At 62.0% G+C, this 25,905-nt stretch carries 28 protein-coding genes; 9 read left to right on the plus strand and 19 right to left on the minus strand.

Annotation, left to right across the window (positions count from 1 at the left end; all coding sequences use genetic code 11):
- Positions 1–71 precede the first annotated feature (71 nt).
- From ACR0CU_RS10990 to ACR0CU_RS11015, 6 genes are all read right to left on the minus strand, one after another.
- On the minus strand, positions 72–869 hold the full coding sequence (locus ACR0CU_RS10990; protein WP_170447660.1) for a DUF1217 domain-containing protein: 798 nt from the start codon (positions 867–869) through the stop codon (positions 72–74).
- Complete coding sequence (flbT, locus tag ACR0CU_RS10995; RefSeq protein WP_170360764.1) at positions 866–1,267, minus strand: flagellar biosynthesis repressor FlbT; 402 nt, start codon at positions 1,265–1,267, stop codon at positions 866–868. Before flbT ends, ACR0CU_RS10990 begins: the two co-directional genes overlap by 4 nt.
- Positions 1,267–1,641 (minus strand): flagellar biosynthesis regulator FlaF, encoded by a 375-nt coding sequence (flaF, locus tag ACR0CU_RS11000; protein ID WP_170369173.1) that lies wholly within the window; start codon positions 1,639–1,641, stop codon positions 1,267–1,269. Before flaF ends, flbT begins: the two co-directional genes overlap by 1 nt.
- 78 nt (positions 1,642–1,719) lie before the next feature.
- On the minus strand, positions 1,720–2,967 hold the full coding sequence (locus ACR0CU_RS11005) for a flagellin (RefSeq protein ID WP_170364222.1): 1,248 nt from the start codon (positions 2,965–2,967) through the stop codon (positions 1,720–1,722).
- Positions 2,968–3,174: 207 nt separating this feature from the next.
- Complete coding sequence (locus ACR0CU_RS11010) at positions 3,175–3,534, minus strand: flagellar biosynthesis protein FlgN (RefSeq protein WP_170360758.1); 360 nt, start codon at positions 3,532–3,534, stop codon at positions 3,175–3,177.
- On the minus strand, positions 3,524–3,760 hold the full coding sequence (locus ACR0CU_RS11015) for a rod-binding protein (protein WP_480643041.1): 237 nt from the start codon (positions 3,758–3,760) through the stop codon (positions 3,524–3,526). Before ACR0CU_RS11015 ends, ACR0CU_RS11010 begins: the two co-directional genes overlap by 11 nt.
- A 150-nt stretch (positions 3,761–3,910) precedes the next feature.
- On the opposite strand from ACR0CU_RS11015, the gene ACR0CU_RS11020 reads away from it, so the two are divergent.
- Genes ACR0CU_RS11020 through ACR0CU_RS11030 form a run of 3 tightly spaced genes read left to right on the plus strand, consistent with a single transcriptional unit; the run spans position 3,911 to position 6,740 of the window.
- A complete protein-coding gene (locus tag ACR0CU_RS11020) occupies positions 3,911–5,152 on the plus strand; it encodes a flagellar hook-length control protein FliK (protein WP_170447658.1) in 1,242 nt (413 codons plus the stop codon).
- Positions 5,153–5,155: 3 nt separating this feature from the next.
- Positions 5,156–5,821: a flagellar hook capping FlgD N-terminal domain-containing protein gene (locus ACR0CU_RS11025; protein WP_170447656.1), complete on the plus strand. Its 666-nt coding sequence runs from the start codon at positions 5,156–5,158 to the stop codon at positions 5,819–5,821.
- Between the two features lie 25 nt (positions 5,822–5,846).
- On the plus strand, positions 5,847–6,740 hold the full coding sequence (locus tag ACR0CU_RS11030) for an aminoglycoside phosphotransferase family protein (RefSeq protein WP_254437588.1): 894 nt from the start codon (positions 5,847–5,849) through the stop codon (positions 6,738–6,740).
- 12 nt (positions 6,741–6,752) lie between these two features.
- On the opposite strand, the gene ACR0CU_RS11035 is transcribed toward ACR0CU_RS11030, so the two are convergent.
- From ACR0CU_RS11035 to ACR0CU_RS11055, 5 genes are all read right to left on the minus strand, one after another.
- Positions 6,753–8,054 (minus strand): NAD(P)/FAD-dependent oxidoreductase, encoded by a 1,302-nt coding sequence (locus tag ACR0CU_RS11035; RefSeq protein WP_170447654.1) that lies wholly within the window; start codon positions 8,052–8,054, stop codon positions 6,753–6,755.
- The gene (locus ACR0CU_RS11040; RefSeq protein WP_170419991.1) at positions 8,051–8,869 is read right to left on the minus strand and encodes an ABC transporter permease; all 819 of its coding nucleotides are present in this window, start codon (positions 8,867–8,869) and stop codon (positions 8,051–8,053) included. The genes ACR0CU_RS11035 and ACR0CU_RS11040 overlap by 4 nt, the downstream gene beginning before the upstream one ends.
- Entirely contained in the window at positions 8,866–9,756 is an 891-nt protein-coding gene (locus ACR0CU_RS11045) for an ABC transporter permease subunit (RefSeq protein ID WP_170342177.1), read from the minus strand. The genes ACR0CU_RS11040 and ACR0CU_RS11045 overlap by 4 nt, the downstream gene beginning before the upstream one ends.
- A complete protein-coding gene (locus ACR0CU_RS11050) occupies positions 9,756–10,883 on the minus strand; it encodes an ABC transporter ATP-binding protein (RefSeq protein WP_170372953.1) in 1,128 nt (375 codons plus the stop codon). Before ACR0CU_RS11050 ends, ACR0CU_RS11045 begins: the two co-directional genes overlap by 1 nt.
- Positions 10,884–10,957: 74 nt before the next feature.
- Entirely contained in the window at positions 10,958–12,043 is a 1,086-nt protein-coding gene (locus tag ACR0CU_RS11055) for a polyamine ABC transporter substrate-binding protein (protein WP_093964222.1), read from the minus strand.
- Between the two features lie 140 nt (positions 12,044–12,183).
- Here ACR0CU_RS11055 and ACR0CU_RS11060 point away from each other — a divergent pair, with 140 nt between their 5' ends.
- Both ACR0CU_RS11060 and ACR0CU_RS11065 read left to right on the plus strand, forming a co-directional pair.
- On the plus strand, positions 12,184–12,867 hold the full coding sequence (locus ACR0CU_RS11060) for a GntR family transcriptional regulator (protein WP_093964408.1): 684 nt from the start codon (positions 12,184–12,186) through the stop codon (positions 12,865–12,867).
- A gap of 75 nt (positions 12,868–12,942) precedes the next feature.
- Positions 12,943–14,340, plus strand: a complete 1,398-nt coding sequence (locus ACR0CU_RS11065) for an aspartate aminotransferase family protein (protein WP_170433940.1) — start codon at positions 12,943–12,945, stop codon at positions 14,338–14,340.
- Positions 14,341–14,391: 51 nt separating this feature from the next.
- Here ACR0CU_RS11065 and ACR0CU_RS11070 read toward each other — a convergent pair whose 3' ends face one another.
- Both ACR0CU_RS11070 and ACR0CU_RS11075 read right to left on the minus strand, forming a co-directional pair.
- Positions 14,392–15,705: a lytic murein transglycosylase gene (locus ACR0CU_RS11070; protein ID WP_170447651.1), complete on the minus strand. Its 1,314-nt coding sequence runs from the start codon at positions 15,703–15,705 to the stop codon at positions 14,392–14,394.
- Between the two features lie 65 nt (positions 15,706–15,770).
- Positions 15,771–16,484: a helix-turn-helix transcriptional regulator gene (locus tag ACR0CU_RS11075; RefSeq protein WP_170447649.1), complete on the minus strand. Its 714-nt coding sequence runs from the start codon at positions 16,482–16,484 to the stop codon at positions 15,771–15,773.
- An 82-nt stretch (positions 16,485–16,566) separates the two neighbouring features.
- Between ACR0CU_RS11075 and ACR0CU_RS11080 the strand changes: the two genes are divergently transcribed.
- Both ACR0CU_RS11080 and ACR0CU_RS11085 read left to right on the plus strand, forming a co-directional pair.
- Positions 16,567–17,265, plus strand: coding sequence for a glutathione S-transferase family protein (locus tag ACR0CU_RS11080; protein WP_093964218.1), 699 nt, complete (start codon positions 16,567–16,569; stop codon positions 17,263–17,265).
- Positions 17,262–17,648 carry a DUF1801 domain-containing protein gene (locus tag ACR0CU_RS11085; RefSeq protein ID WP_170447648.1) on the plus strand — a complete coding sequence of 129 codons (387 nt, stop codon included), beginning with the start codon at positions 17,262–17,264 and terminating at the stop codon, positions 17,646–17,648. The genes ACR0CU_RS11080 and ACR0CU_RS11085 overlap by 4 nt, the downstream gene beginning before the upstream one ends.
- Here the strand turns inward: ACR0CU_RS11085 and rnr are convergent.
- Both rnr and dapE read right to left on the minus strand, forming a co-directional pair.
- Positions 17,639–19,903 (minus strand): ribonuclease R, encoded by a 2,265-nt coding sequence (gene rnr, locus ACR0CU_RS11090; protein WP_170447645.1) that lies wholly within the window; start codon positions 19,901–19,903, stop codon positions 17,639–17,641. The two genes, ACR0CU_RS11085 and rnr, sit on opposite strands and share 10 nt — an antisense overlap.
- A 65-nt stretch (positions 19,904–19,968) precedes the next feature.
- Complete coding sequence (gene dapE, locus ACR0CU_RS11095; RefSeq protein ID WP_170447643.1) at positions 19,969–21,108, minus strand: succinyl-diaminopimelate desuccinylase; 1,140 nt, start codon at positions 21,106–21,108, stop codon at positions 19,969–19,971.
- A 201-nt stretch (positions 21,109–21,309) separates the two neighbouring features.
- On the opposite strand from dapE, the gene ACR0CU_RS11100 reads away from it, so the two are divergent.
- Complete coding sequence (locus ACR0CU_RS11100) at positions 21,310–22,368, plus strand: transporter substrate-binding domain-containing protein (protein WP_170447641.1); 1,059 nt, start codon at positions 21,310–21,312, stop codon at positions 22,366–22,368.
- Here ACR0CU_RS11100 and ACR0CU_RS11105 read toward each other — a convergent pair.
- The gene (locus ACR0CU_RS11105) at positions 22,365–22,712 is read right to left on the minus strand and encodes a hypothetical protein (protein WP_170370135.1); all 348 of its coding nucleotides are present in this window, start codon (positions 22,710–22,712) and stop codon (positions 22,365–22,367) included. The two genes, ACR0CU_RS11100 and ACR0CU_RS11105, sit on opposite strands and share 4 nt — an antisense overlap.
- Before the next feature lie 28 nt (positions 22,713–22,740).
- Here ACR0CU_RS11105 and ACR0CU_RS11110 point away from each other — a divergent pair, with 28 nt between their 5' ends.
- The gene (locus tag ACR0CU_RS11110; protein WP_170447639.1) at positions 22,741–23,280 is read left to right on the plus strand and encodes a GFA family protein; all 540 of its coding nucleotides are present in this window, start codon (positions 22,741–22,743) and stop codon (positions 23,278–23,280) included.
- Positions 23,281–23,352: 72 nt separating this feature from the next.
- Here the strand turns inward: ACR0CU_RS11110 and dapD are convergent, their stop codons facing one another.
- The 3 genes from dapD to ACR0CU_RS11125 all read right to left on the minus strand — a co-directional run bounded on the left by dapD (position 23,353) and on the right by ACR0CU_RS11125 (position 25,862).
- Complete coding sequence (gene dapD / locus ACR0CU_RS11115) at positions 23,353–24,180, minus strand: 2,3,4,5-tetrahydropyridine-2,6-dicarboxylate N-succinyltransferase (protein WP_170447637.1); 828 nt, start codon at positions 24,178–24,180, stop codon at positions 23,353–23,355.
- A 119-nt stretch (positions 24,181–24,299) separates the two neighbouring features.
- Positions 24,300–24,899, minus strand: a complete 600-nt coding sequence (locus tag ACR0CU_RS11120; RefSeq protein ID WP_170447635.1) for a GntR family transcriptional regulator — start codon at positions 24,897–24,899, stop codon at positions 24,300–24,302.
- Positions 24,900–24,944: 45 nt separating this feature from the next.
- Positions 24,945–25,862, minus strand: a complete 918-nt coding sequence (locus ACR0CU_RS11125; RefSeq protein ID WP_170447633.1) for a threonine/serine dehydratase — start codon at positions 25,860–25,862, stop codon at positions 24,945–24,947.
- Positions 25,863–25,905 lie beyond the last annotated feature (43 nt).

A 25,905-nucleotide genomic window follows, 5' to 3' on the forward strand; every position in this document is an offset into this window, starting at 1 on the left:
ATTCATAGCTGCGCACGGCACTGGTGCGCTTTCTGATCCTGGCGCGAGGTACTGACCTTAGCCCGAACGGTTCAACTTGCGGCGCCCAGCAAAATCAACGCAGTTTGCGCGGGAGAAATCGAACTCTGCATCTGTGCGATCTGAGTTCGGGCGAGATAAGTATCCGTCAGTTCGGCAATTGCATCGGCATCGACGAACTGCGAAAGGTTCGGCGAACCGGTCACTCTGCTCAGCTTGTCCCGAAATACGTCCAGCTGCTTGTCGATATCCAGCTGGCCAAAGCTTGACGGCAGGCCCAACGCTGTTTCCATCATGCTGCGCAACGGCGGCAGGCTCATCAGATCGTACCACTTCTTGGTCTCGCTTCCGGACTGCCAGGCAAGGTCTTTCAAAGCGTGCTGGGCAAAAAGTGCGATCCGCATCGAGTCGTCGGTTTCTCCGACCGAGCTTTCGAACCGGGCGACGACATTCTTCTGAGCGATCTTGTCCATGTCAGTGATCAGTGCGGTTTTCCGAACTTCGCCCGGACCCAAGCCGAATGCTTCGGAAAACTCCCGATATCTGCTGTCAGCAAGCCGGTTCGCAAGGGCGTCATCCGAACTCGTACCGTCTGACAAGACCTTTTGAATGAAGTACCGATTGTCCAGGTCACCTTCCAATCCGAACGCGCCCAACGCGACCTGCAGCAGGCGTCGGTCAGAGACCAGATCTTCTGCCGATCGGACGTTTCGGATGTTTTCCACAAAATACTGCGTGTCCCGGTCATTGACCGCCGAGGTGGAAAAGGCCTGCAACTGGGCGTCATAGGTGCGCTGCAAAAAACGCCACCCCACGATACCCCCAGTTGGAATGACCGGCAGGAATGTCATTGCCGATAGGCCATCAGACGCTCTTCGCGCGGCAGCAACGATCGAAGCGCCTTCAGGCATTTGTAGTACTGCTCGGTTACCAGGGCTTCGGTCGCCTGTGCCAGGACCTGGCGACTGTCGACATCCGTGAAGACCTGGCTCAGTTCCTCGATCCGTCGCAGCAGCTGTTGTTTTGCGTCTCCGGCTTCCAGATCTCCGGACAGGACCAGCTGGGCCGCGTAACACACGCGCCGGACCGGGGTTGTCACTTCGTCGGGATGTATCGCGTCGCGCAACCGAAGGACATTTGCCTCGGGCGTCATGATTGAAAAGCGGGTCCGCCGATCGCCGTTCTCGATCACTACGCCATTGATCAAAACCCGCTCTTTCGGCGCCAGCTTCAGAACCAGCCCGCCCATTACGCGGTCCCCCGCTGACGCAGCCCGCGCAAAACCGCCAGATTGATTTCAAGCAGCGGCTCGACCCCAGCCTTGCTGGCCAGAACCTGGCCCGTGTGCTGCTCGGTGAACTCGGCCAGATAGAAGATCCGCGCGCGCAGCTCATTCGGCAGTGCATTGTCCGAATCCACGACGCCGTTGGCCAGAACGGACCACAAGCGGCGGTTTTCATGCAGGGCCTGAACAAAGCCCGCGAAATCCGAGGCTTTGCGCGCGGCCGCTGCCTTGAGCCGATGCGTGATCTTTGAAATCGCCTCATATTCGGTATCACGCGGGGTTCGCGTCGGAGCGGCGGACTGAGCATATGCCCGTTGGGCAAGCGTTTGCGGGGTCACTTGAAATCCTTTCAAAAGGTCGTCGTACTTGCAGTCACAGCCGGGGCGCGTTGGTCACGCCCCGACCAAGTTTCCGCCCTAGCGGAACAGCGACAGGATCGACTGCGGGGCCTGGTTGGCAATCGACAGCGATTGTGTCGCCAATTGCTGCTGGACCTGCAGGGCCTGCAGACGGGCCGAGGTCTCTTCCATATCGGCGTCCACCAGCGAACCGATGCCGGATTTGAAAGAGTCAGTAAGGTTCGAGATGAACTCCTTCTGGGTCTCGATCCGCCCTTGCGCCGAACCGAACGCGGCCGACGCGTCAATCGCCGTGTCGATCAAGGTTTCGATCGTGCCCAGTGCTGCGGCAGCGCCGGCACTGGTCGAAACGTCAATCGACGACAGCGCACCAAGACCGCCAGAACCGGCATTGGTGAACTGGGCCGAAACGGTTACGTCGCGATCTGCGTCAGCACCAGCGGTTGCGGTCCCGGTCACGAAGGACAGGGTGCCCGGCGCGCTGGAGTCATAGTCGATCGCTACACCGGTGATCCCAAGCGCGTCGATCTGGTTCTTCAGCCCCACTGCCACGATGGCATCTGTGTAGGCAGAGTCATAGGTTCCCGAAGGGTCCAGATCGCTGGCCTGTACGGTGTATGATGCAACTTTGTCCCCGATGGTGATCGACACTTTGTCACCGACGGCGAAGTTGTCGGTCGAACTATCGATCACGATGTCACCGGACCCGCCGGACTTGTCCATTGTGAACCCGGCGGCGTCATTGTCAGTGGTCGCGTTGTCCGAGCCGGCCAGAACGCCCTTGCTGGCATATCCACCGGTCGACAGGTCCTGGCTGGCCACCGAAATCGACGACGCGGTCACGTTGCCAGCGCTGTCGCGATCCAGCGACGACAGGATCGATGCGGTACCCGCTGACCCGTCCACAAGATTGAGGCCGTTGAACTGTGCGGCACCGACAACCGATGCGATCTGGTCCCGCAAGGCGGTTACGTCATCATTGATCTTGCCGCGGTCGACGTTGTCCTCCTGCGCGGCGACGATCTTGTTCTTCATCTGGGTCAGCAGGTCGGTCACGGTTTCCGAAGCGTTCCGGGCCACGGCGACAGTCGATTCACCCAGTGCCAGGCTATCCTTGATCGCATTGAAACCGTTGACATCGGATTCCATCACCTTGGAAATCGCCCATACGGCCGAGTTGTCCTTGGCCGTAGCGACATCCTTACCCGTCGAAATCGCGTTCTGGGTTGCTGCAAGGTTCTTGTTGACCGATTTCAGGGTCTGCAGCGCAACCATCGCGCCGTTGTTTGTCAGAATGCTGGACATGTTTTTCATCCTTTTCCATTCGGGCCTTCTTCGCCCAGTGACGCCCGACCATCATTGGCGGACGTGTTGTCGTTCTGACCTGTGCGAGCTACCGATCGGTGTTCGCGCCACCTTCTTTCGAGGTGCGGGACCACTTTTGGGCCTGATCTCCTAACGGAGTGCTAAGGCGGTCCGACGGAAAAAGACGGATTTGAATCAAACCCGCCGCTAGGCACGTTTTTCCAGCTTGGGGTCCTGACGGACGGCGAAGCCATTGCGTTGCCCTGCCGCGTCATAGGTCGTGAATTCCTGCCGGATTTTTCTGAGTTCAGCCATCCGGTTCATGACCGCCCGAATCCCTTCGGCTGCGCTGGTCAGCAGGCCCTGATTGCGCTCGACCTTCTTGTGCAGTCGAATCAAGTCGTCACTGTCGTGCACCTGCATCTCGTTGAGTGCGCCGATCAGTTTTTCCTTCTGCGGCATCATCTGGCCCAGCCGATCCAGGTCCCCTTCGACCAAAGCCCTGCGCTCGAGATCGAGAACCTCCTCGAGAGCCTTAATCAGTCCCTGCTTGTGCTCAGTCGGCATGGGTCTTCTCCATCATTGCATTGAAAAGGGTTTCCGACAGTCCGATCCCGCCGGATCGGGCCAATTGCCTGGCCTGCTCCTGCAACAGGAAAGACGCGAACTGGTCTTCGCCCGCGCCACCTCCGAAAGCCTGCCGCGTCTTATCCAGGCCTGCGGCCTTCAGCATTTCGGCTAGAAAAGTTGCCTCAAGCTCGACCGCTGCGGCCTTGAGTCTTTGTTCGGTCATATTGCTGCGCGGTACCGGCGCGAAGTTTGGGATTTCCATCGCCCTCTCCGAAAATTGTTTCGATCTTTGTCGATCAAAGCGAAGAGCGGTTAAAATATACGTAACTACCTTGAGGGCAGGTTTGGGCCAAACAACCGGAGCCGGAGCAAAATGCCCAACGCCCTGACCATGATGACCAATGTGATTTCCGGCGGAAAGCCGGATTGGGCCGCAAAGTCCGAGCCCCCAACAAAAGGCGACTCTGATTTCGCGGAGCTCATGGCCGAAGATGAGATGCTGAACCTAGAGGCCGAGGCGAAACCTCATCCGGACAGCCGCGCGGGTCCGAAAATCGTGGATGGCGATGAAAACACCGACCCTGACGTCCCGCAGGTCGAACCCGATTTGGCTGAACCGCTGGAATTGCAGGGATCACAACAGGACGCTCGACAGAAAGACACGCCTCTGTCCGCGGCAACGCCCGGTGAATTTCCAAGGCACCAAACGACGGCGCACGCCACTCTCGAGGCACGTCCCCCTGCGGAGGGGAGCCAGTCAACTGCCGCCGCGGCCATGCGCGCAGAAACCTTTGATCCCGATCGCCGATCGCTCGCGGGCGACACGGGCAAGGGAACCGAAGCGCCCGAGCGTGCCGCGAGCACAGCGTCTCAACATGGGTCAGCCGCAAAAGAGCAGTTGAACGCCACCGAACCTGGAATGAGTGGGGGACTGCAGAACCGTAAGGACGAATTGCGCAATGCAGCAGGAAAAGAAGCCAGACGCGACGAGCAGGCAACCGGATCGGGGGTAGTGGTCCATCGACCGGCCAAACCTGCTGGCCAAGGGACGGAATCCATCATCCGGGCGCAGATCGTCGGGACATCGGAACGCGCAGCATTGAAGGACCCGATGTCTGAGGACAGTCTGCACGATCGGATGCCAACGCAGGACTTGGGTACGACCCCAGCGCAGAGGGATAGAGGCCCGACCAACGGCGCCCCGCTCTCGGGCCGGGCGGAAATTGCTCGGGCAGTCGCCGGGCAAATGGCGGCCACCATCGTCGCAAAGCCGGGAAGCGGAAGCGTGGAAATCGCACTGACTCCGGAAGAGCTGGGCAAAGTTTCGATCAAGGTGACCGGGCGCGAAGACGGGATGCACATGATGATCGTCGCTGACCGGCCCGAAACCATGGATCTCATGCGCCGGCATATTTCGATCCTGTCAGCCGAATTCAAGGAGATGGGGCTGGGCGATCTTTCCTTTGATCTGGGCACCTCGGCGAACCCAGAACAGGACGCTGAGCCAACTGAACGAAGCACATTCATCACCACAGGGGAGCTTGACCCTGCAACCGAAACACCCGCTCTGGCCCGCCCAACTCAGGTGGACCGGGCGTTGGACCTGAGGCTTTGACCCATGATCACCACAGCGGCATCCGCGACACATACACCCTCAACAGCGCAGCCAACGAGAACTTCGACAGCGACAGGGCTGACCTCGGACTTTGAGACGTTTCTGATGATGTTGACGGCGCAGGCGCGCAACCAGGATCCTCTGGAGCCACTGGATTCGTCGGAATATGCGTCGCAACTCGCCCAGTTTTCGATGGTCGAGCAGCAGGTGCAGACCAACGACCTTCTGGCAAACCTCACCGCCACCCTGAGCAGCGTCAATCTGGATGAGCTGTCCAACTGGATTGGGGTCGATGTTCAGGGGGCAGCCTCCTTCCGGTTTGATGGCCAGCCGCAGACCATATTCACTCAGCCCGACCTGGGCGCGGATGCGTCTGTGCTGGTCATCAAGGATTCTGACGGAACCGAAATCGACCGGGTCTCTGTTCCGGTCTCCGAGACCGAGTTTCTTTGGGCTGGAGTGGATGCATCGGGCAATCCGCTGCCCAACGGCACCTATTCCGCAACGCTGGAAAGCTATTTGGGGGATGAACTGCTCTCGGCGCGGCCCGCGGCCACCTACAGCCGCGTCGTCGAAGCCCAAGTCGGGGCCGGTGTCGTCATGTTGACCTTGGACAGCGGCGTCGTGATTCCGGCAACCGACGTCGTTGCCGTTCGTACCGGCGCTTGAACTCGGGAGCGCTGCGGGCCAAGGATTGGCCGTCCAGATTCGCAACGCTCCGGTGTCTCAACTGTCCGTTCCAACCGCTCCTCCACCCGGCCTTGCAGACCAACTTGTCGAAAGCGGGTTGATCGCAAAAGACGCCCAGTTCGAAACGCTGTATGGCGGACGCACGAACCAGGTGTGGAAGGTATTGGACGCCGAGCCGGACCGGGTTTTGAAGTTCTATCGGTCTTCCCTTCAAAACCCGCTGTTTCGCAACGACGCTCAACTCGAAGCAGCCTGTCTGCACGCACTTGCTGCGACGGGGTTTGTTCCGCGGCTTCGCGCCTCGGGCAGCTTTGGCCCGGATCGCTGGGTTTTCTATGACCATGCGGCCGGCACTCCGTGGCGAGAAGGGACCGCGCAGGTGGCGAAACTGCTGCATGATCTTCACGCCCAAGAAATCGGGCTAGAGGTCCCTAAGGGATGCAATGGAAGCGTTGATCTCGATCATCACGGCACCCGTATTTTGAACGGTTGCCGCTCGGAACTCAGCGCCGTTCTGGCCGAACGCAAACCCAGATCCCAGGTGCCGCCGACCCCCCGAGTATGCCTGATCCATGGCGACCCAGTGGCCGGCAACATCCTCGTCTCCCCCGCGGGGCTGACACTGATCGACTGGCAATGCCCGGCGATGGGTGACCCATGCGAGGATCTTGCCCTGTTCCTGTCACCCGCCATGCAGCATCTCTATCGCGGCAATCCGCTGAGCCCCGAGGAAGAGGCTACGTTTCTGTCGGCCTATGACAGCCCGCAGACGGTGCGCCGATACCTCGCGCTGAAGCCCTGGTACAATTGGCGTATGGCTGCCTACTGCCTGTGGCGGGCCGAGAATGGTGCGCCAGCCTATAGGGCCGGCTTTGACCTTGAGGTTGCGGCCCTCTGACTGTGAGCCGTATCACAAATCGGCAAGGGCCATGGCCGCATAAGCCGGCGGCATCAGCAGTCGCCGCCAGCGCCCGAATGGGAACTTTGACGGCGGTTTGGCGATGACGTCCGGAATATTCGCGGGCTCCCCCAAAACCAAGCGGGCCAATGCCCGCCCGCAATAGCTGCCCATCGCCACGCCGTTCCCGTGATAGGCCAGACCGGCAAACAAGCCCGGGTGGTCCGGAACCTCCCCGACAAAGGGCAGCAGGTCGCGGGTCAGGCAAACCATACCTGACCACATATGAGTTGCCTCAACCTCGGCCCAACCCGGGAACATGCGATCAAAGTCACGGCGTACTTTGCGACGGATCGCAGCTTCGGCGCGCGGAGAGGACATGAGGCCACCTCGCATTCCGAACAGGAACCGGTTGTCCGGCATCAGGCGGAAATAGTGCAGAAGGTTGCGCGTGTCGTACGCCATCTGGTGCGAAGTCCAACCCTGTGCCTGCAATTCAGCGCTGGTCAGCGGGCGTGTCACCATGACCGTAGACTGTGCGGGCATGTAACGGGCGGCCAACCAGTCGGGCAGATCGTCGCTGGAATAACCGTTGGTGCAGATCAACACCGTCTTGGCCTGAACACGGCCCGCGGGGGTGGTCATCTTGTACTCGGACCCGGCTTTTCTGATGTCCTGAACCGGGCTTTTCGAGAATACTGCGGCACCTTGCGCCTGCGCGGCCCGGGCCAACCCGAACAGGTATTTCCGCGGGTTCAGCCCAAAACCGACCGGGTCGGTATATCCGCCAAGGAAACGGCCCCCCATACCGAGGCTTTCCAAGTCCGAGGGCTCATGCAGAACCCCACCGCTTTCCGCGCGACGCCGCAGCCGCTCCATCGCGCGCGGGCTGTGCGCAAGCTGCGTCTCTCCTTCGGAGTGAACGTCTGCGTCGATCCGAAAGCGCTGCAAAAGATCCGCAACCAAGGCGACCGCGTCGGTTTCGGCCTGCGCATAATCCTGTGCCGCCGAAATCCCATAGCGCCGCGCAAGTGTCGCCGAACCAAGCTTGGACCCTCCTTGGCAGCAAAATCCACCATTGCGCCCCGAAGCGCCCCAGCCCGGAGTTTCGGCCTCGAACACTGCGACAGAAACACCGCGTTCAGCGAGGTGCAGGGCCGCAGACAGTCCGGTGAACCCGCCGCCGACAATCGCAACGTCGGTCGACAAATCACCCGAATGAACGGGCCAGTCAGGCGCCGTAGTGGTTTCATCCCACCAACACCCCTCACGGGGGCCGGGGCCATAGGTATAAGCCGGAAAGATCCGCCTCATTCGGTGCGCGCGGCGGCTTGTTCCTCTTGCCGCTGCCGGACCATCGCGCGTTTCGACACCAGCGACGCAGTGATCACACCGACGGTGACCACGGCGATCATGATGGTCGACAGCGCGTTGATTTCGGGGCTGACACCCAAACGCACCTGCGAGAAGATCTTGATCGGCAGGGTCGTGGCCGAGGGGCCGGACGTAAAGGACGCGATCACCAGGTCATCCAGCGAGAGGGTGAAGGCCAGCAACCACCCCGAGATCACCGCAGGCGCGATGATCGGGAGCGTCACCAACCGAAAGGCCTGCGCCGGCGAGCAGCCCAGATCCAACGCCGCCTCTTCCAGCGACTGATCGAACGTCACCAGCCGCGAAGACACCACGACCGACACGTAGCACATCGAAAAGGTCGTATGCGCCAGCACGATGGTCAGGATGCCTCGGTCCAGCCCGATCCCGATGAACAACAGCAACAGCGACAGGCCGGTGATCACCTCGGGCATCACCAGCGGCGCGTAGATCATCCCGGAAAACAGCGTGCGGCCAAAGAACCGCCCGCCCCGCACCATGACATAGGCGGCCATGGTGCCCAGAATGGTCGCCAGCGTCGACGAGAACACGGCGACGCGAACGGTGACCCAGGCCGCATCCAGAAACGCCTGGTTCTGCATCAGCTCGCCATACCATTTGGTCGAGAACCCTGCCCACACCGTGACCAGCTTGCTTTCATTGAAGCTGAAGATGATCAGGATCACCATCGGGATGTACAAAAACGCAAAGCCCAGCGTCAGCGAGACCGTGTTGAACCAGCTCAGCCTGTTCATTGCTCTGCCTCCGCCTGTTTCTGCTGGTTGCGCTGGAACAGCACGATCGGGATCACCAGGATCAGCAGCAGGATCACCGCCACGGCGCTGGCCACCGGCCAGTCGCGGTTCGAGAAGAACTCCTCCCACAAGACCTTGCCGATCATCAGCGTGCCCGACCCGCCCAGCAGCGAGGGGATCACGAATTCACCGATCACCGGAATCATCACCAGGAAGCATCCCGCAATGATGCCCGGGCGCGAAAGCGGAATGGTCACCAGCCAGAAGGCCTGCGTGCGCGAACAGCCCAGATCCTCGGCCGCCTCGATCAGCGAGCCGTCCAGCCGATCGAGCGCGGCGTAGATCGGCAGGATCATAAACGGCAGATAGGTGTAGACGATGCCGATATAGACGGCCGTCTGCGTGTTCAGAATGGTCAGCGGGGTCGAGATGATGCCCGTCCACAGCAGGAACTGGTTCAGGTAGCCTTCGTTCGACAGGATCCCCATCCACGCATAGACGCGGATCAGGAACGAGGTCCAGAACGGCAGGATCACCAGCATCATCAGCGTCGGACGCCATTCCTCGGGCGCGCGGGCCATGCCATAGGCGATGGGATAGCCCACCAGCAGGGTCAGCGCGGTCGCGATCAGCGCGATCTTGACGCTGGACAGGTAGGCTTTCCAGTACAGGTCATCCTCGGTCAGCCAGACGAAATTCTCGAAATCCAGTAGGCTGAAGAATTCCTTGATCCCGGCCCAGCCCTGCGACAGATCAAGGGTCGGGGTGTAGGGCGGGATCGCAAGCGCGATGTCCGACAGCGAGATCTTCAACACGATGAAGAACGGCACCAGGAACAGGGCCAGCAGCCAGACATAGGGAATGGCGATCAGGACTGCGCGGCGCATCAGTCTGCCAGCAGAACCGCCGCCGTGGCTGTCCAGGACAGCCAGACAGGGTCTTCCCAAGTAAAGGACCGGCGGGAAATCCGCCGTGTATTGGCCGTCTGCGCCTTGATGATCGTCCCGTTTGGCAATTCGACATGGTAGGTCGACAGGTTGCCCAGATAGGCAATGTCATGCACCTTGCCCTGCACGGCGTTGACGGCATCGGCAGGACGCTCGGCCGAGATCGTTACCTTTTCCGGCCGGATGGCCAGGTGACAGGCCTGCCCGTTTCCGAAGCTTGCCGCGGACGTGGCGGTCAGAGGCGGCTGGCCCTCGGCCCATTCGATACTGTACGTGCCCTCACCGGCTGCGGTTGCACGACCTTCGATAATGTTCACGTCCCCGATGAAATCGGCGACATAGACGGAATTGGGGTTTTCATAAATGCGGTCGGGCGTTGCGACCTGCATCAGCTTGCCCTGATCCATCACCGCAACACGGCTGGCCACCGTCATCGCCTCTTCCTGGTCGTGGGTCACGATCACGAAGGTGGTGCCGGTCTTTTCCTGAATGTCCATCAGTTCGAACTGGGTGTCCTGGCGCAACTTTTTATCCAGTGCACCAAGAGGTTCGTCCAGCAGCAGCAGTTTGGGCGCCTTGGCCAGCGACCGGGCCAGCGCCACGCGCTGACGCTGGCCACCGGAAATCTGGTGCGGTTTGCGGCGGGCGAATTTCTCAAGACGGGTCAGGCGCAGCATCTCCTCGACCCGGTCTTCCAAATCATGCTTGGGCATGTTGTCCCGGCGCAGGCCAAAGGCGATGTTGTCCCAGACGTTCAGATGGGGAAACAGCGCATAGGACTGGAACATCATGTTGACCGCCCGCTTGTTCGGCGGCACCGGATCGATGTCCTGACCACTCAGCATGATGTGGCCTTCGGTGGGTTTCTCGAACCCCGCCAGCATCCGCATCATCGTCGTCTTGCCGCAACCCGACGGCCCCAGCAAAGCAAAGAATTCCCGCTCGAAGATGTCCAGCGACAGATTGTCGATGGCAGTAAAGTCCCCGAATCGCTTGGTCACATTTTTGAACTGGATCAAGGGTTTCGCCTGCGGATCTTCCCACGGCGCAAAGACGGTAGAGTTCAAATCGGCCCCCGTAAGTCAGCCTGTACAGGTTGTGCGCAAGGCAGAACCATTCTGCCTTGCGCAATCATTTCGGATCAGGTGCCCGATTTGATCTTGGTCCACAGACGGGTCACGACCCGCTGCGTTTTGGCCGGGTAAGGCGTGGTGATGTAGAGGTTCTGCATCGTGGCATCATCCGGGTAGATCGCCGGATCGCCGATCACGTCTTCTTCCAGAAACTCCTGCGACGCCTTGTTGCCGTTGGCGTAGTAGACGTAGTTCGACGCCGCCGCCATGTTGTTGGCATCCAGGATGAAGTTCAGGAATTTATGCGCGCCGTCCGGGTTGGGTGCATCCACCGGAATGGCCATCTGGTCGAACCACATCAGCGAGCCTTCGGCAAACGGATGGTATTCGATGGTCACACCGTTGTCGGCCTCATCCGCCCGATCGCGGGCCTGCAGAATGTCGCCCGACCAGCCCACGGCCACGCAGATGTCCCCATTGGCCAGTGCATTGATGTATTCCGAGCTGTGGAACTTCTGGATGTAGGGACGCACGCCCGTCAGCACCTCTTCGGTCTTGGCGATCACGTCGGTGTCATGGCTGTCCGGATCTTCGCCAATGTACTGGAGTACCATGGGAATGATCTCGGACGGCGCGTCCAGGAAATGGACGCCGCATGAGGCCAGCTTTTCCATGTTCTCGGGCTTCAGCACCAGGTCCATGCTGTTCAAGGGCGCATCGTCGCCCAGAACTTCCTTGACCTTGTCGACATTCACGCCCAGCCCCGTGGTGCCCCACATGTAGTTGATCGAATAGGCGTTGTCCGGGTCATAGCCGGCCGTGCGTTCCTGGATCACGTCCCAGAGGTTAACTGCATTGGGCAGCTTGGACATGTCCAGTTTCTGGAAGGCTCCAGCCTGGATCTGGCGCTGAAGGAAGGTGCCCGACGGCACCACCACATCGTAACCGGATCCTCCGGCCAGCATCTTGGTTTCCAGAACCTCGTTGCTGTCGAACACGTCGTAGATCAGGGTCAGACCCGTCTCTTCCTGGAATTTGCTCAGCAACTCCTCGTCGATGTAGTCCGACCAGTTGTATACGCGCACCTCTTCCGCAACAGCGGCCGACGTCCCCAATGCGACAATTGCCGTCATCGTCAGCGTTTTGATTTTCATTTTCTTCTCCCTGCAAGTGTACGGGCATTTTCCCGTTTTTTTGGATTTGATCAAGTTTTGCGTTTTCCCTCGATACGTCGTATGGTTTCACGGGGCAAGAAACCTGACAAGCCGGGAGCATTGGGATCGGGGTGAACCAATTGGATTTGATCAAAAATAAGGCATCTGCTGCAGTGACCCAGACCGAAAAACGACCAGCACATGAACAGGTGTACCAGACACTGAAGTCGCAGATCATGTTCGGCGATCTGGTGCCGGGGCAACCGGTCACGATCCAAGGCTTGACCGATTCGCTGGGCGTGGGCATGACCCCGGTGCGCGAGGCTATCCGGCGCCTGATCTCGGACGGTGCGCTGATCTTTCAGGGCAACCGGCGGGTCAGCGTTCCCCTTCTGACCGCAACAGATGTCGAACAGATGATTTTCGCCAGAAATGCCGTAGAATCAGAGCTTTCCCGGCGCGCAGCAGTCAACATGACCACGGCGGATATCGACCAGCTTGAAAAGATCGACGAACAGCTGGATCGCACGATCGCCGACGGGGACGTTGGCGGCTATCTTCGCCTGAACCATGCATTCCACGAAAAACTCTATGACCATGCCGGCGCGCCGATTCTAAAGGATTTGGCCGAGCGCCTGTGGCTGCGATTCGGGCCGTCCTTGCGCGTCGTCTGCGGGCGCTTCGGCACCCAGAGCCTTCCAGACCGGCACAAGGACATCATCGATGCCTTGCGCGCCAGCGACGCTGAAAAAGTCGCAAAAGCAACGACCCAGGATATCGAACAGGGCATGGAATTGATGGCCGAGGCGCTGGCGACCGAATAGGTCAGCGCGATTCGATTGACAGAAAAAAATTTGATCATATTGTGACGGCAACCGCTGTTGCAGGAGTAGAGACCGATGTCGACCATCACCAACCACATGCCGACCGCCGAATTGCAGGCCCTGGATGCGGCGCATCACCTTCACCCGTTTTCGGCCAACGGCGCACTGGGCAAGGAAGGCGCGCGCGTCATCACCCGAGCCAAGGGCGTCTATCTGACCGACAGCGAGGGCGAAGAGATCCTGGATGCCATGGCCGGCCTGTGGTGCGTGAACGTCGGCTATGGCCGCGACGAACTGGCCGAAGTGGCGGCGCGCCAGATGCGCGAACTGCCCTATTACAACACCTTTTTCAAAACGACCCATGTCCCGGCGATCGCGCTGGCGGCCAAGCTGGCCGAACTGGCACCGGGTGACCTGAATCATGTCTTCTTCGCCGCCGGCGGGTCCGAGGCCAATGACACCAACATCCGTCTGGTCCGCACTTATTGGGCGGAAAAGGGTCACCCCAACAAGAACATCATCATCAGCCGCCACAACGCCTATCACGGGTCGACCGTCGGGTCGGCTTCGCTGGGCGGCATGGCCGGCATGCACGCGCAGGGCGGCATCCCGATCCCGAACATCCACCACATCAACCAGCCCAACTGGTGGGCCGAGGGCGGCGACATGACGCCCGAAGAGTTCGGTCTGGCCCGCGCACGCGAGCTGGAAGAGGCGATCTTGGAACTGGGCGAAGACCGCGTTGCCGCCTTCATCGCCGAGCCGGTCCAGGGTGCGGGCGGCGTGATCGTCGCGCCCGACACCTACTGGCCGGAAATCCAGCGCATCTGCGACAAGTACGACATCCTGCTGATCGCCGACGAGGTGATCTGCGGCTTTGGTCGAACCGGCAACTGGTTCGGCTCGCAGACCATGAACATCCGCCCGCATATCATGACCATCGCCAAAGGGCTCAGCTCGGGCTATGCGCCCATCGGCGGCTCGATCGTCAATGACGAGATTGCCGAGGTGATCGGCGGGACCGAGTTCAACCACGGCTATACCTATTCGGGCCACCCCGTCGCGGCGGCCGTCGCGCTGGAAAACCTGCGCATTCTGGAAGAAGAAAAGATCGTCGAGCATGTGCGCGATGTCGCGGCCCCCTATCTGAAACAGAAATGGGAGGCGCTGGTCGAGCACCCGCTGGTGGGCGAAGCCAAGATTGTGGGCATGATGGCCTCGATCGCGCTGACGCCGGACAAGGCCAGCCGGGCCAAGTTCGCATCCGATCCGGGTACTGTCGGGTACATCTGCCGCGATCGCTGCTTTGCCAACAACCTGATCATGCGCCATGTGGGCGACCGGATGATCATCTCGCCGCCGCTGATCCTGACCCCGGCCGATATCGACGAGATGTTTGTGCGTATCTACAAGTCGCTGGACGAGGCCCAAGCCGAGATCATCGCCCAGGGCCTGATGAAAGCGGCCTCCTGATTTCAGGGAAATATCGAAAAAGGGCGGTCCGGTAGGGCCGCCCTTGTTCGTTCACCGCATCCGTTCCAGCAATTGCACGGTTGCGTACCCATCCGGCAAAAGACCACGCGCCATCTGATAGGCCCGCAGCGCACTGATGGTGTTCGGACCGATCCGCCCGTCGATGGCCTGCGTGTCGAACCCGGCCAGGGTCAGGCGCAGCTGCAATTCCTTGCGTTCGCTAAAACTCAGCACCCGGTCGCCGCGCGGCCAGCTTGCGCGGAACGGACCCTGCCCGGCCAGCCGGTCTGACAGATGGCCGATGCCGATCACATAGGCATCGGCGCCGTTGTAACGCTCGATCACGCTGAAATTGTCAAAGATCATCAGGGCCACGCCACCGCTGCCGGCCGGCAACAGGATCGAGGCGGGTCCAAAATCTGGGATGCCACCGCCGTTCGCAGCGCGGACGCCGCGTGCGGCCCATTCCGAGGGCAACAGAGTAACGTCCCGACTGGCGCTGGCATAGTCGAACCCTTTCGGCAAACGCACCTCGACCGCCCAGGGCTGGCCTTTGGTCCACCCGAACTTGGCAAGGTAGGCGGCAGCGGACGCAAGCGCATCCGTAGGATCGTCCGACCAGATGTCGCGGCGTCCGTCGCCGTCGAAGTCAACCGCATGCTCGAGGTATGAGGTGGGCATGAATTGCGTGTGCCCCATGGCGCCTGCCCAACTGCCCGTCATTCGGTCCGAGGTGATGTCGCCGGCCTGCACGATTTGCAATGCCGCCAGCAACTGCGTTTCGAAGAACTGCGCACGCCGCCCGTCATGGGCAAGCGTTGCAAGCGACCGGATCGTCTGGCTGCTGCCCCGATACGTGCCGTAGGATGTTTCCAGCCCCCAGACCGCGACCACCACCTCTTTTTCGACCCCGTACCGGGCTTCGATCCGGTCCAGCGTATCCTTGTACCGCACCAGCGCCTTGCGCCCATTCGCGATGCGCAGGTCTGACACGGCCGAATCCAGATACTCCCAGATCGGTTTCGAGAACTCGGCCTGACTGCGATCGCGCTTGATGGCGTCGTTGTCGTAGGTCAGGCCTGACAATGACCGGTCCAGGACCTGCGGCCGGATACCTGCCGCAACTGCCCGGTGCCGGAAGGCGTTCAACCAAGTCTCGAAGCTGGTGTTGCCTTCGACGACCACCCGGTGCATGCCGGTGGTCGGCCTTGGCACCGGCCGGATCGAAACCGTCAGATCGGCCGACGCCAACTGGATCGAATCCAGCGCCGGTCTGATCTGTGGTCGTTTGGTTGTATTCGAAGTCTCCGCCTGCAAGATGGATGCCCAAAATGCGGCGGCCACAAAGCCACACACATATTTCATGATTCAGGTTTTCCTGATTACTGCTCGCAGACAGGGTACCCCAGATTGCGCAAATCACAAAGCGCTCAAGACTGGCTCCTTTGATCTTTTGCTTCACGCTCGGCCCGGATCTTGGCCAGCGCGTCGCGCAGCAATGGCACCCGGTTGGGGCGGAAACTGTCCTGGGTGACGGACATCGCGCGCATCCGGTCCAACCGAAACACGCGAAAATCCCGCCTCAGATGGCACCAGCTGAGCAGTACGCTGGCATGATCCATGTACACGATGCTCAGTGGGCTAACGCGGCGCTGGGTGTCGTCACCTTTCGCATCGGTATAGTCGAACTCGACCACACGCTCGTCCCACGTCGCCTGTCGCAGGTCGGCAACTTCGATGCTGGGGGCGGCAGGACGGTCGAACCGGGTGGCGGTCAGCACTGCGTGGCTCAGGCGGTGGGACTGGCGGTGGGGCAGCCGGCCCTGCAGTTTGCGCAGCGCCGCACCGGCGGCGTCCGACAAAGCCGGGTCTCCGATCAGTTGCACCTCGCGCAGGCCAAGAACCAGCGCCTCCAACTCGTCATCGGTGAATCCCAGCGGCGGCAGTGTCGCGTCTTCGATCAGGGTGAACCCGAACCCGGCCTCGCCATCAATGACTGCACCGAGACCACGCAGGGCGTCGATGTCGCGATGCACGGTGCGGGCCGAAACCCCCAGATCCTGCGCCAACTGCGCCGAGGTCTTGGGCGACGGGCCAGACCGCAAGGCCTGCATCAATTGGAACAGTCGGGCGGTGCGGGACATGATGTCATTCAATCTAAACCTAATGACAGAAACTGTCATTAGCCCGCGTTAGACCGGCAGCACCCCAATTTCGGAGCCCATTATGTTGACCCTTCTTACCTACCCTTCCGCTTTCGGACTTTTCAGCGCCAGCCCCTTCTGCGTCAAAACCGCCTATATGCTGCAGCTGGCCGGGCTGCACTGGCGCCGCTCGGACATGGTCGATCCGCGACAGATGCCGCACAGCAAGTTGCCGGTTTTGCGGACACCCGAACGCCTGGTGCCGGATAGCGACCAGATTCGCGACTGGTTGGAAGCGCAGGGCGCCGAATTCGACCGTGGCCTGAGCGATGTGCAAAAGGGCCAGTCCCGCGCGTTGATCCGCATGGCCGAGGAACATTTGTACTTCCAGATCGTCATGGACCGCTGGGCCAACGACGAGGTTTGGCCAGTTCTGCGCGACACTTTCTTCTATGAGATTCCCCGAATCGTCCGACGCCCGATCTCGAACTCGGTCCGGAAATCGGTCTTGAAAGGCCTTCGGTCGCAAGGGATCGGGCGCTTCTCCGAGGCTGAACGGATGGCGCGGGTCGAACGCGACCTCGAGGCGATCTCAGCCTATCTGTGGCAAGCCCCGTATCTTTTGGGGGATCACCCCACTTCGGCCGACCTCAGCGTCGGCCCGATGCTGGCTGCGATGCGGGCCACTCCGGCCGATACCCGGCTGACCCGGCGCATCAAACAGGATACGCTGCTGAACAGTTATGTTGACCGGATGGAACAGGCGATCCCCCTGCCATGAGGCCTTTCGATGACCCCAACGTGGCGTCTGCCTACGAGGCATTCGCCGCGGACACCAGAAGCGGCGCTCTGGCTCTGCGCGATCTGGTCTTCGCCACCGCGCAGGAACTTCAGCCGGCCGTTGCGGTGATCGAGGCTCTGCGATGGAGTCAACCGGCCTATCTAAGCCCCAGGGGGACAACCATCAGGCTGGGTGGACACACCTCCGCCCGGTTTGCCCTGTTTGTCCACTGCCAGACCCGGCTTATCGGTGAGTATACCTCAGCCTTTCCCAACGCTGACAGGATTGACGGCAATCGCGCCATCCTGTTCGACGGGATCGAACAGATCGACCCCGTCCGGCATGGATGGCTGATCGCCCGGGCGTTGACCTATCACCGCTGACGGCGCTTGCGCTCGACCTTGCGTTTGATCTTGTCCTTTTTGCGCTTGGTGCTGACCGCCTTGCGCCGTGTCGGACGGCCAGGCCGCCCACGTCCGCCGCCGCGCGGCATGGCCTGATCTTCGATCGACAGCAGCTCCAACTCCAACCCGCCGGTTACCGGCGTGGCCTCGGTCAGGCGCACGGTGACGCGCTGGCCGATGGCGATGGTCAGGCCGGTATCGGCCCCCATCAGGGTGCCGGCCTCGGCGTCGAAGTGAAAGAACTCGCGCCCCAGCGACCGCACCGGCACCAGCCCGTCGGCCCCGGTTTCGTCCAGTTTGACGAAGGCCCCGAACCGGGCGATGCCGCTGATGCGGCCGGTGAACTCGTTGCCGACGCGCTCGCTCAGATAGGCCGCCAGATAGCGGTCAGTCGTGTCGCGCTCGGCCATCATCGAGCGGCGCTCGGTGTCCGAGATGTGGGTAGCAATCTCCTCCAGCCGCTCAATCTCGTCGGCGGTCAGCCCGTCCTTGCCCCAGCCATGGGCCGAGATCAGCGCCCGGTGCACGATCAGGTCGGCGTAGCGGCGGATGGGCGAGGTGAAATGCGCATAGTTGCGCAGCGCCAGCCCGAAATGGCCAAAGTTCTCGGGGCTGTAATAGGCCTGCGCCATCGACCGCAAGGTGCTGAGATTGATCAGCTCAGCATCCTCGGTGCCGGCGGCGGCATTCAACAGCGCGTTCAGGTGACGGGTCTGCAGCACCTGCCCTTTGGCCAGATTCAGCCCGGCGGCCTGTGCCGTCTCACGCAGGCTTTCCAGCTTTTCGGGCGCGGGTTCCTCGTGCACCCGGAACAACAGAGGGCTGCGCTTGGCGATCAGCGTCTCGGCCGCGGCCACATTGGCCAGGATCATGAATTCCTCGATCAGCCGGTGCGCGTCCAGCCGTTCGCGGAAGGCCACGCTTTCGACCTCGCCCTTGTCGTTCAGCACGATCTTGCGTTCCGGCAGGTCCAGGTCCAGCGGCTGGCGTTCGTTGCGCGCCGTCTTCAGCGCGCCATAGGCGGCATAGAGCGGCTTCAGAACGCTCTCCAGCAGCGGGCCGGTCCGGTCATTGGGGGTGCCGTCGATGGCCGCCTGCACCTCGGCATAATGCAGAGACGCGGCCGAGCGCATCAGCCCGCGCACAAAGCGGTGGTCGATCTTGTTGCCGTTTGCATCGATCCGCATCCGCACCGCGACACAGGCGCGCGGCACGCCTTCGTGCAGCGAACACAGATCGCCCGACAGACGGTCGGGCAGCATCGGCACGACGCGGTCGGGGAAATAGGTCGAGTTGCCCCTTCTGCGCGCCTCGCGGTCCAGCGCACTGCCGGGGCGCACATAGGCCGCCACATCGGCAATGGCGACCCAAATCACGTGACCGCCCGGGTTTTTCGGATCATCATCGGCATGGGCATAGCAGGCGTCGTCATGGTCGCGCGCGTCCGAAGGGTCGATCGTCAGCAGAGGGATGTCCCGCAGATCCTCGCGCCCTTTCAGCCCGACGGGCTTGGCCCGGTCGGCCTCGGCGATCACGTCATCGGGAAAATCATCCGGGATGCCGTGCTGGTGAATCGCGATCAGCGACACCGCCTTGGGCGCGGACGGATCGCCCAGCCGTTCCACAATGCGCGCGCGCGGCAGCCCCATGCGGTTTTTCGGCCCCGCCTGCTCGGCCTCGACCAATTCGCCATCCTTGGCGCCCAGCGCCGCGCCTTCGGCAACCAGCCATTCGGTCGATCCGGCCTTGTCGATGGGCACGATTCGACCGCCCTCGGCGCCCTTGCGGAAAATGCCCACGACCCGGCGCGGATTGGCGCCGATGCGGCGGATCAGGCGGGCCTCGTAATTGTGGTCTTCTTCATGCACCTGGGTCAGCCGGGCCAAGATCCGGTCACCCTCGCCCAGCGCCGGGTCGCTGGCGCGGGAAATGATCAGCACGATCGGCTCGACCCCTTCGCCATGCCATTCCAGCGGCCGCGCGAACAGGTCGCCGTCGGCGTTCGGCGCCTTGACCTGCAGCACGCTGACCGGCGGCAGGCGGTCCGGGTCGCGATAGCTGCGCTTGCGCTTTTCCAGATGGCCCTCGGCCTCAAGCTCTTTGAGGATCCGTTTCAGGTCGATCCGGTCCGCGCCCTTGATGCCAAAGGCCTTGGCAATGTCGCGTTTCGAGGTGAGCGTGGGGTTCGCCGAGATCCAGTCGAGGATCTCCTGCTTGGTCGGTATGCGTTTCATGATTTCCGCCTAGCACGCCGATACGACCGCGTCATGACCAAAAAGTGGCCGGACGCATCAATCGCTCAGGCGAAATAATCGGCCAGGATCCGGGCATAGATCGCCTTGAGCTGGCGGATCTGCTCGACCGGGACGGATTCGTCCACCTGGTGCATGGTGCGTCCGACCAGGCCGAACTCGACCACGGGGCAATGATCCTTGATGAACCGCGCGTCCGAGGTGCCACCGGTGGTGGACAGCTCGGGCCGGCGGCCGGTCTCGGCCTCGACCGCGCGGGCCACCAGTTCCGACAGCGGCCCCGGAGGGGTCAGAAAGCTTTCGCCCGAGACCTTGATCCGCGTGTCGATCTGCACGCCGAACTCGGCCGCCACGTCGGCTGCCTGCGCCTTCAGCCAGTCACTGAGGCTGGCGCCTGTATGCAGGTCGTTGAACCGGATGTTCACCGCGCCACGGCACTGGGCGGGAATGACGTTGGTGGCCGCGTTGCCGGTGTCCATCGTGACCACCGCCAGGGTCGAAGCGTCGAAATGGTCCGTCCCCCGATCCAGTTCGTGACTGGCCAGCCGATCCATCAGCCGCGCCAAGGCCGGCAGCGGGTTCCTGGCGCGATGCGGATAGGCCGAATGACCCTGCACGCCCGTCACCTCGAACCACGCGGTCATCGACCCGCGGCGGCCGATCTTCATCATCTCGCCCATCTCGTTGGGGCAGGTCGGCTCGCCCACCAGACAGACCGACATCCGCTCGTCTTGCGCCTGCATGTAGTCCAGCAGCGCGGTGGTGCCGTCCACCGCATCGCCTTCTTCGTCCCCCGTGATAGTCAGGATGATCGCCCCGTCGGGCGGGGTGTCGCGCACGAAATCCACCGCCGCCGCGACAAAGGCCGCCACCCCCGATTTCATGTCGGTCGCGCCCCGACCGTACAGAATGCCATCATGGATTTCCGCGCCGAACGGCGGGCGGGTCCATGCGGCCTCATCGCCCACCGGCACCACGTCGGTATGGCCGTTGAACCCGAAACTGCGCGCATGCCCCTTGTCGCCCCACCGGGCGAACAGGTTGCAGACGCCGCCGCGATCCACCCGCGTGCAGGTGAAACCGGCCCGCGCCAGGATATCTTCCAGCAGAATCAGCGCCCCGCCTTCCTCGGGTGTGACCGAGGGGCAACGGATCAGGTCTGCGGTCAACTGGACAGAGTCGGTCATTCAGGGGCCTCGCAGGGTCGACAGGATGTGGGTTCACGCACAGATTCAACGAATTGGCCGCAATGCCAACCCCGATCGGTGGTTTTCCGGTCGCCCAGCCCGAAAAAACGGCAAAAAAGAAATCCCGGTCGATGACCTCGCGACGACCTTGCCGCGCCATGGCAAATTGCGCTAGAGCGCCGCGAAACAGGTGAACCAGCCATGACGCGCGCCCTTTTCGCATTGATCTGCCTGACCTTCGCGGTCTTTGCACGACACAGCCAAGCCGAAACTCTGACGGTCACGACGGTGGAGCGTCCTCCGTTCTCGTATGTGGATGAGGGCGAGGGCACCGGCTTCTCAATGGACCTGCTGGCCGCGCTGGCTGAAGAACTGGGCTGGGAATACACGGTCGTTCGAGTCGACGCGTTCGGGGACATGCTGTCGGCGGTCGAGAACCGCGAAGCCGACATGGCGATCGCGAATATTTCGATCACCGCAGGCCGAGAAGCCCGGATGGATTTTAGCCAACCGATTTTCGAAGCGGGCCTTCAGATCATGGTACCATCAGACGCGGCGCGCAGCCCGTCCTTGATGCAGGCGCTGCTGTCACGCGAGCTGTTCATCGCCATCGGGCTGGCCTTTGCCATCCTGCTGGGTGGCGGCATGCTGATGTGGGGGTTCGAACGCCGATCCCAACCCTATTTCGACCGCGACCTGAACGAGGCCTGGTTCCCATCCTTCTGGTGGGCGTTGAACCTGGTGGTCAATGGCGGATTTGAAGAGCGGATGCCCCGGACCCCATTCGGGCGAATTCTGGGTGTGATCCTGGTCGTATCCTCGCTGTTCATCGTGTCGGTTTTCACCGCAAGGATCACCTCGGTCATGACGGTGGATGCGATCACCAGCAACATCAACTCGGTCAATGATCTGTACGGCAAGCAGGTCGGGACGATCTCGGGTTCGACCGCCGCCAGTTTTCTGAACCGGCGCGAGGTCGAATTCACCGGGTACGAAGACCTGGACAGCATGTTGACCGCGTTCAGGGATGGAGACCTTGATGCCGTCGTGTTCGACGCACCGATCCTGTCGTATTTCGCCGCACATGAAGGCCGCAAGATTGCGGCGATGACCGGCGGCGTCTTCCTGCGCGAGAATTACGGTATCGTCTTCCCGACCGGGTCACCTCTGGTCGAGGATGTGAACCAGGCGCTTCTGGGCCTCCGGGAAGATGGCACCTATGACCAGATCTATCGCAAGTGGTTCGGCACGCGCCGCTAGGCGCTTTCGGGCTTGTCGCCGAAGAAGGGCGTCATCTGCGCAACAATAACCGCGTTTTCCTCAAGCGCCCTCTGCATCAGAGCGCGTTCGTCGGGGTCGATCTCGTGCCCCTGCGCCTCGCGCTCGGCCAGGGTGCCATAGCCGGTTACGTCCAGTGGAGCCGTATCGGCCTGCTTGAGAATGGCCACGGTTTCGCGCACGGCCTCGGCCTCGTCCACTCCGCTGGCATAGCACATAAGCGCCGCGCCGGTGGCGCCTTCGGGCAGGCCGTCGCCATCCTTGCGGCCAATCTGAACCAACAGAGTATAGACCTGCTGGCGCGAGGGTTTCTTTTGCTTTTCCATGCCGTGGGCCTTAGCCGGGGGCCGGTCGATGGTCAAGCATGGCAGCTGGACGCGGTTCTCGGATGCCGTGTCGTTTTTTGACGCGCTCAGGCCCACCGTCCGGTCAGACTGGTTCCGCAAAACGACGGAGGACATCATGACCAAACGCGGCCGCTGCCTGTGCGGCGAAACCCGCTGGGAGTTTGAGGGCGCCGAGAGCTGGAGCTGCTACTGCCATTGTGACGATTGCCGCCGCAACTGCGCCGCGCCCGTGGTCGCGTGGTTGGGCGTACCGTTGCGCAATTTCCGATGGACCGCCGCAACTCCCCGTATTTTCGCCAGTTCGAAAGGCGTTCAGCGACATTTCTGCGCAACCTGTGGCTCTCCGATGGGGTTCGAGGCCGACCACTATGAGGGCGGGATGCACCTGTACGCGGCCTCGTTGGAAGACCCTTCGGACTTTGCGCCAACCTTTCACGTCAACTATCAAAGCAAACTGCCCTGGCTGGATCTGCGCGATGACTTGCCGAAATACGACGGCACCCTGCTGCACGCGCCCGAGGATCTCGCCGACTACACGACGGGATAGGTCCGACCCTGCCGAACAAAAAAGGCCGCGGACCAGAGCCGCGACCTTTGGAACTTTGAACAATGCCTGCGATCAATCGCGCAGCAGCTCGTTGATCCCGGTCTTCGAGCGGGTCTTTTCATCCACCCGCTTCACGATCACCGCACAGTACAGGTTGATCCCGTTCTTTGACGGCATCGAACCGGACACCACCACCGAATAGGGCGGCACCTCGCCATAGAACACCTCGCCCGACTCGCGGTCGACGATCTTGGTGGACTGGCCGATATAGACTCCCATGCCCAGAACCGAGCCCTCGCGGATGATGCAGCCCTCGACCACCTCGGACCGCGCCCCGATAAAGCAGTTGTCCTCGATGATGGTCGGGCCGGCCTGCATGGGTTCCAGCACGCCGCCGATGCCGACGCCGCCCGACAGGTGCACGTTCTTGCCGATCTGCGCGCAGGACCCGACGGTGGCCCAGGTATCGACCATCGTGCCTTCGTCCACATAGGCGCCGAGGTTCACGAAAGACGGCATCAGCACCACGCCCGGCGCGACATAGGCCGACTTGCGAACCACGCAGTTGGGCACCGCGCGGAAACCGGCCGCGCGCCACTGGTTTTCACCCCAGCCGGCGAATTTGCTGTCGACCTTGTCCCACCAGCCGCCGCCCTGCGGGCCGCCGGGCTGAATTTCCATGTCCTTGATGCGAAAGCCCAGCAGAACCGCCTTCTTGGCCCACTGGTTCACATGCCAGCTGCCATCGGCCTGCTTCTCGGCGACCCGCAGCGTGCCGCTGTCCAGCGCGTTCAGCGTGTCCTCGATCGCTTCGCGCTGTTCACCGGTGGTGGCGGGCGTGATCGTGTCGCGGGCCTCCCATGCGGCCTCGATGGCGGTTTCCAGTTGGGCGTTGGACATGGGGTAACTCCGTGCTGACTCTCGTTTGGTTGGTGTTGCCTATATGAAAGCCGGGGCCAATGCGCAATGCGACGTTGGCGGAGCCGTTTGCGGCCACCCGGCGCGAAAACCCGTCGGTCTCAGCTGGCGCGGCGGATATGGCGCACCAGAATCGCTGTGGCCGTGGCGGTCTCGCGGCGCTTCATCGCCTGCACGATGGCGGCGTGGTCGGTGTCTTTCCGCTGGACCCAGCGGTGACGCCAATGGGCGAACAGATGGCGGGCGCTGGCGATATGCAGATCGTCGATCGTATGCAGCAGGCGCGGCCGCGCGCAGGGTGTCAGGATCGCCCGATGAAAGGCGCGGTTCCGGGTTTCCCATGTGGGCATGTCCTGCGCCTCGTCGCAGGCGATGCGGGCCTTGTCGGCCGCCTTGAGATCCGCCGGTGTCAAATTCTGGATCGCATGTTGCAGGGCCAGCGATTCCAGGGCCACCCGCATCTCGATCACCTCGCGCACCTCGGCCGGGTCCAACGCGGTGACGCGCATGCCGCGCCGTGGTTCGCTGTGGGCCAGGCCATGCGCCTGAAGCCGCAACAGCGCCTCGCGCACCGGGACATGGCTGGTGTCGAACGCCCGCGCGATATGGTCCTGCCGCAGTTTCTCACCCGCGGGGAGCTCGCCCGTGATGATGCGCTGGCTGAGCCGGTCATAGATGGAATCTGCGATCGTGGCGGTCATGGGATTTTATCTATAATCCCAAGGCTCGGGCCTCAAGGCGCAAATTCAGGCGGTCAGAGGGTCAGGTGCGATATTGCCCCCGCAGACCAGAACCGCGACCCGTTCGCCCGGTTCCGGCGTGTAGACGCCCGAGGTCAAGGCCGCCAGGGCCGTCGCGCCCGCCGGCTCGACCAGAATGCGATGCGCCTGCCACAGGCGCTGTTGCGCCTCGGCGATCGCGTCATCGCTGACCAGCACCGACGTCATCCGCTGCGCCAGCCCGAAACAGATGTCGCCGATCCGCCGCGCACCCAGCGCGTTGGCAGCTATGCCGGAAACGGACACATCCACCGGCGCTCCGGCCTGCAACGCCGCGTTCAAGGCACATGAGGTTTCCGGCTCGACCGCAACGACCTTGCGCGCGCCCTGAAACCAGGCCAACGCGCCCGCGATCAGCCCGCCGCCGCCCACCGCCACCAATACGGTATCGGCTTGAAGGCCTTGGCTGTCCCATTCGGCAAAACAGGTGCCCTGCCCGGCCACGGTGGCCGGCGCATCATAGGCATGGATCTGCATCGCACCTGTTCGATCTTCGTGTTCACGCGCCATCGCCAGGGCGTTTGCGTATTCACCCGGCACCACGCTCAGATCCGCGCCGATCCGTTCGATCAGGGCGATTTTGGACGGGCCGGCCATTTCGGGCACGAAGATCTTGACCGGATGGCCCAGCGCCCGCGCGGCATAGGCTGCAGCCGCACCGTGATTCCCGCCCGATGCCGCCACGACCCCTGCCGCCGGAACATCGAGGCTGAGCAACGTGTTGAACGCCCCGCGCGCCTTGAAACTGCCGGTGTGCTGGAAATGCTCCAGCTTCATCTCGACCGGCTGCGCCAGTCCCAGCGCGTCGCTTGTCATGACCGGTGTCACCTGCGCGTGGCCATTGATGCGTTCGGCTGCGGCCGAAATTTCAGTCTTCCAATCCATTCTCGTCTTTCCGTGACTGGCACTCTGCCCGCGAACCCTATAG

This window comes from Ruegeria sp. BC2 (assembly GCF_056539245.1).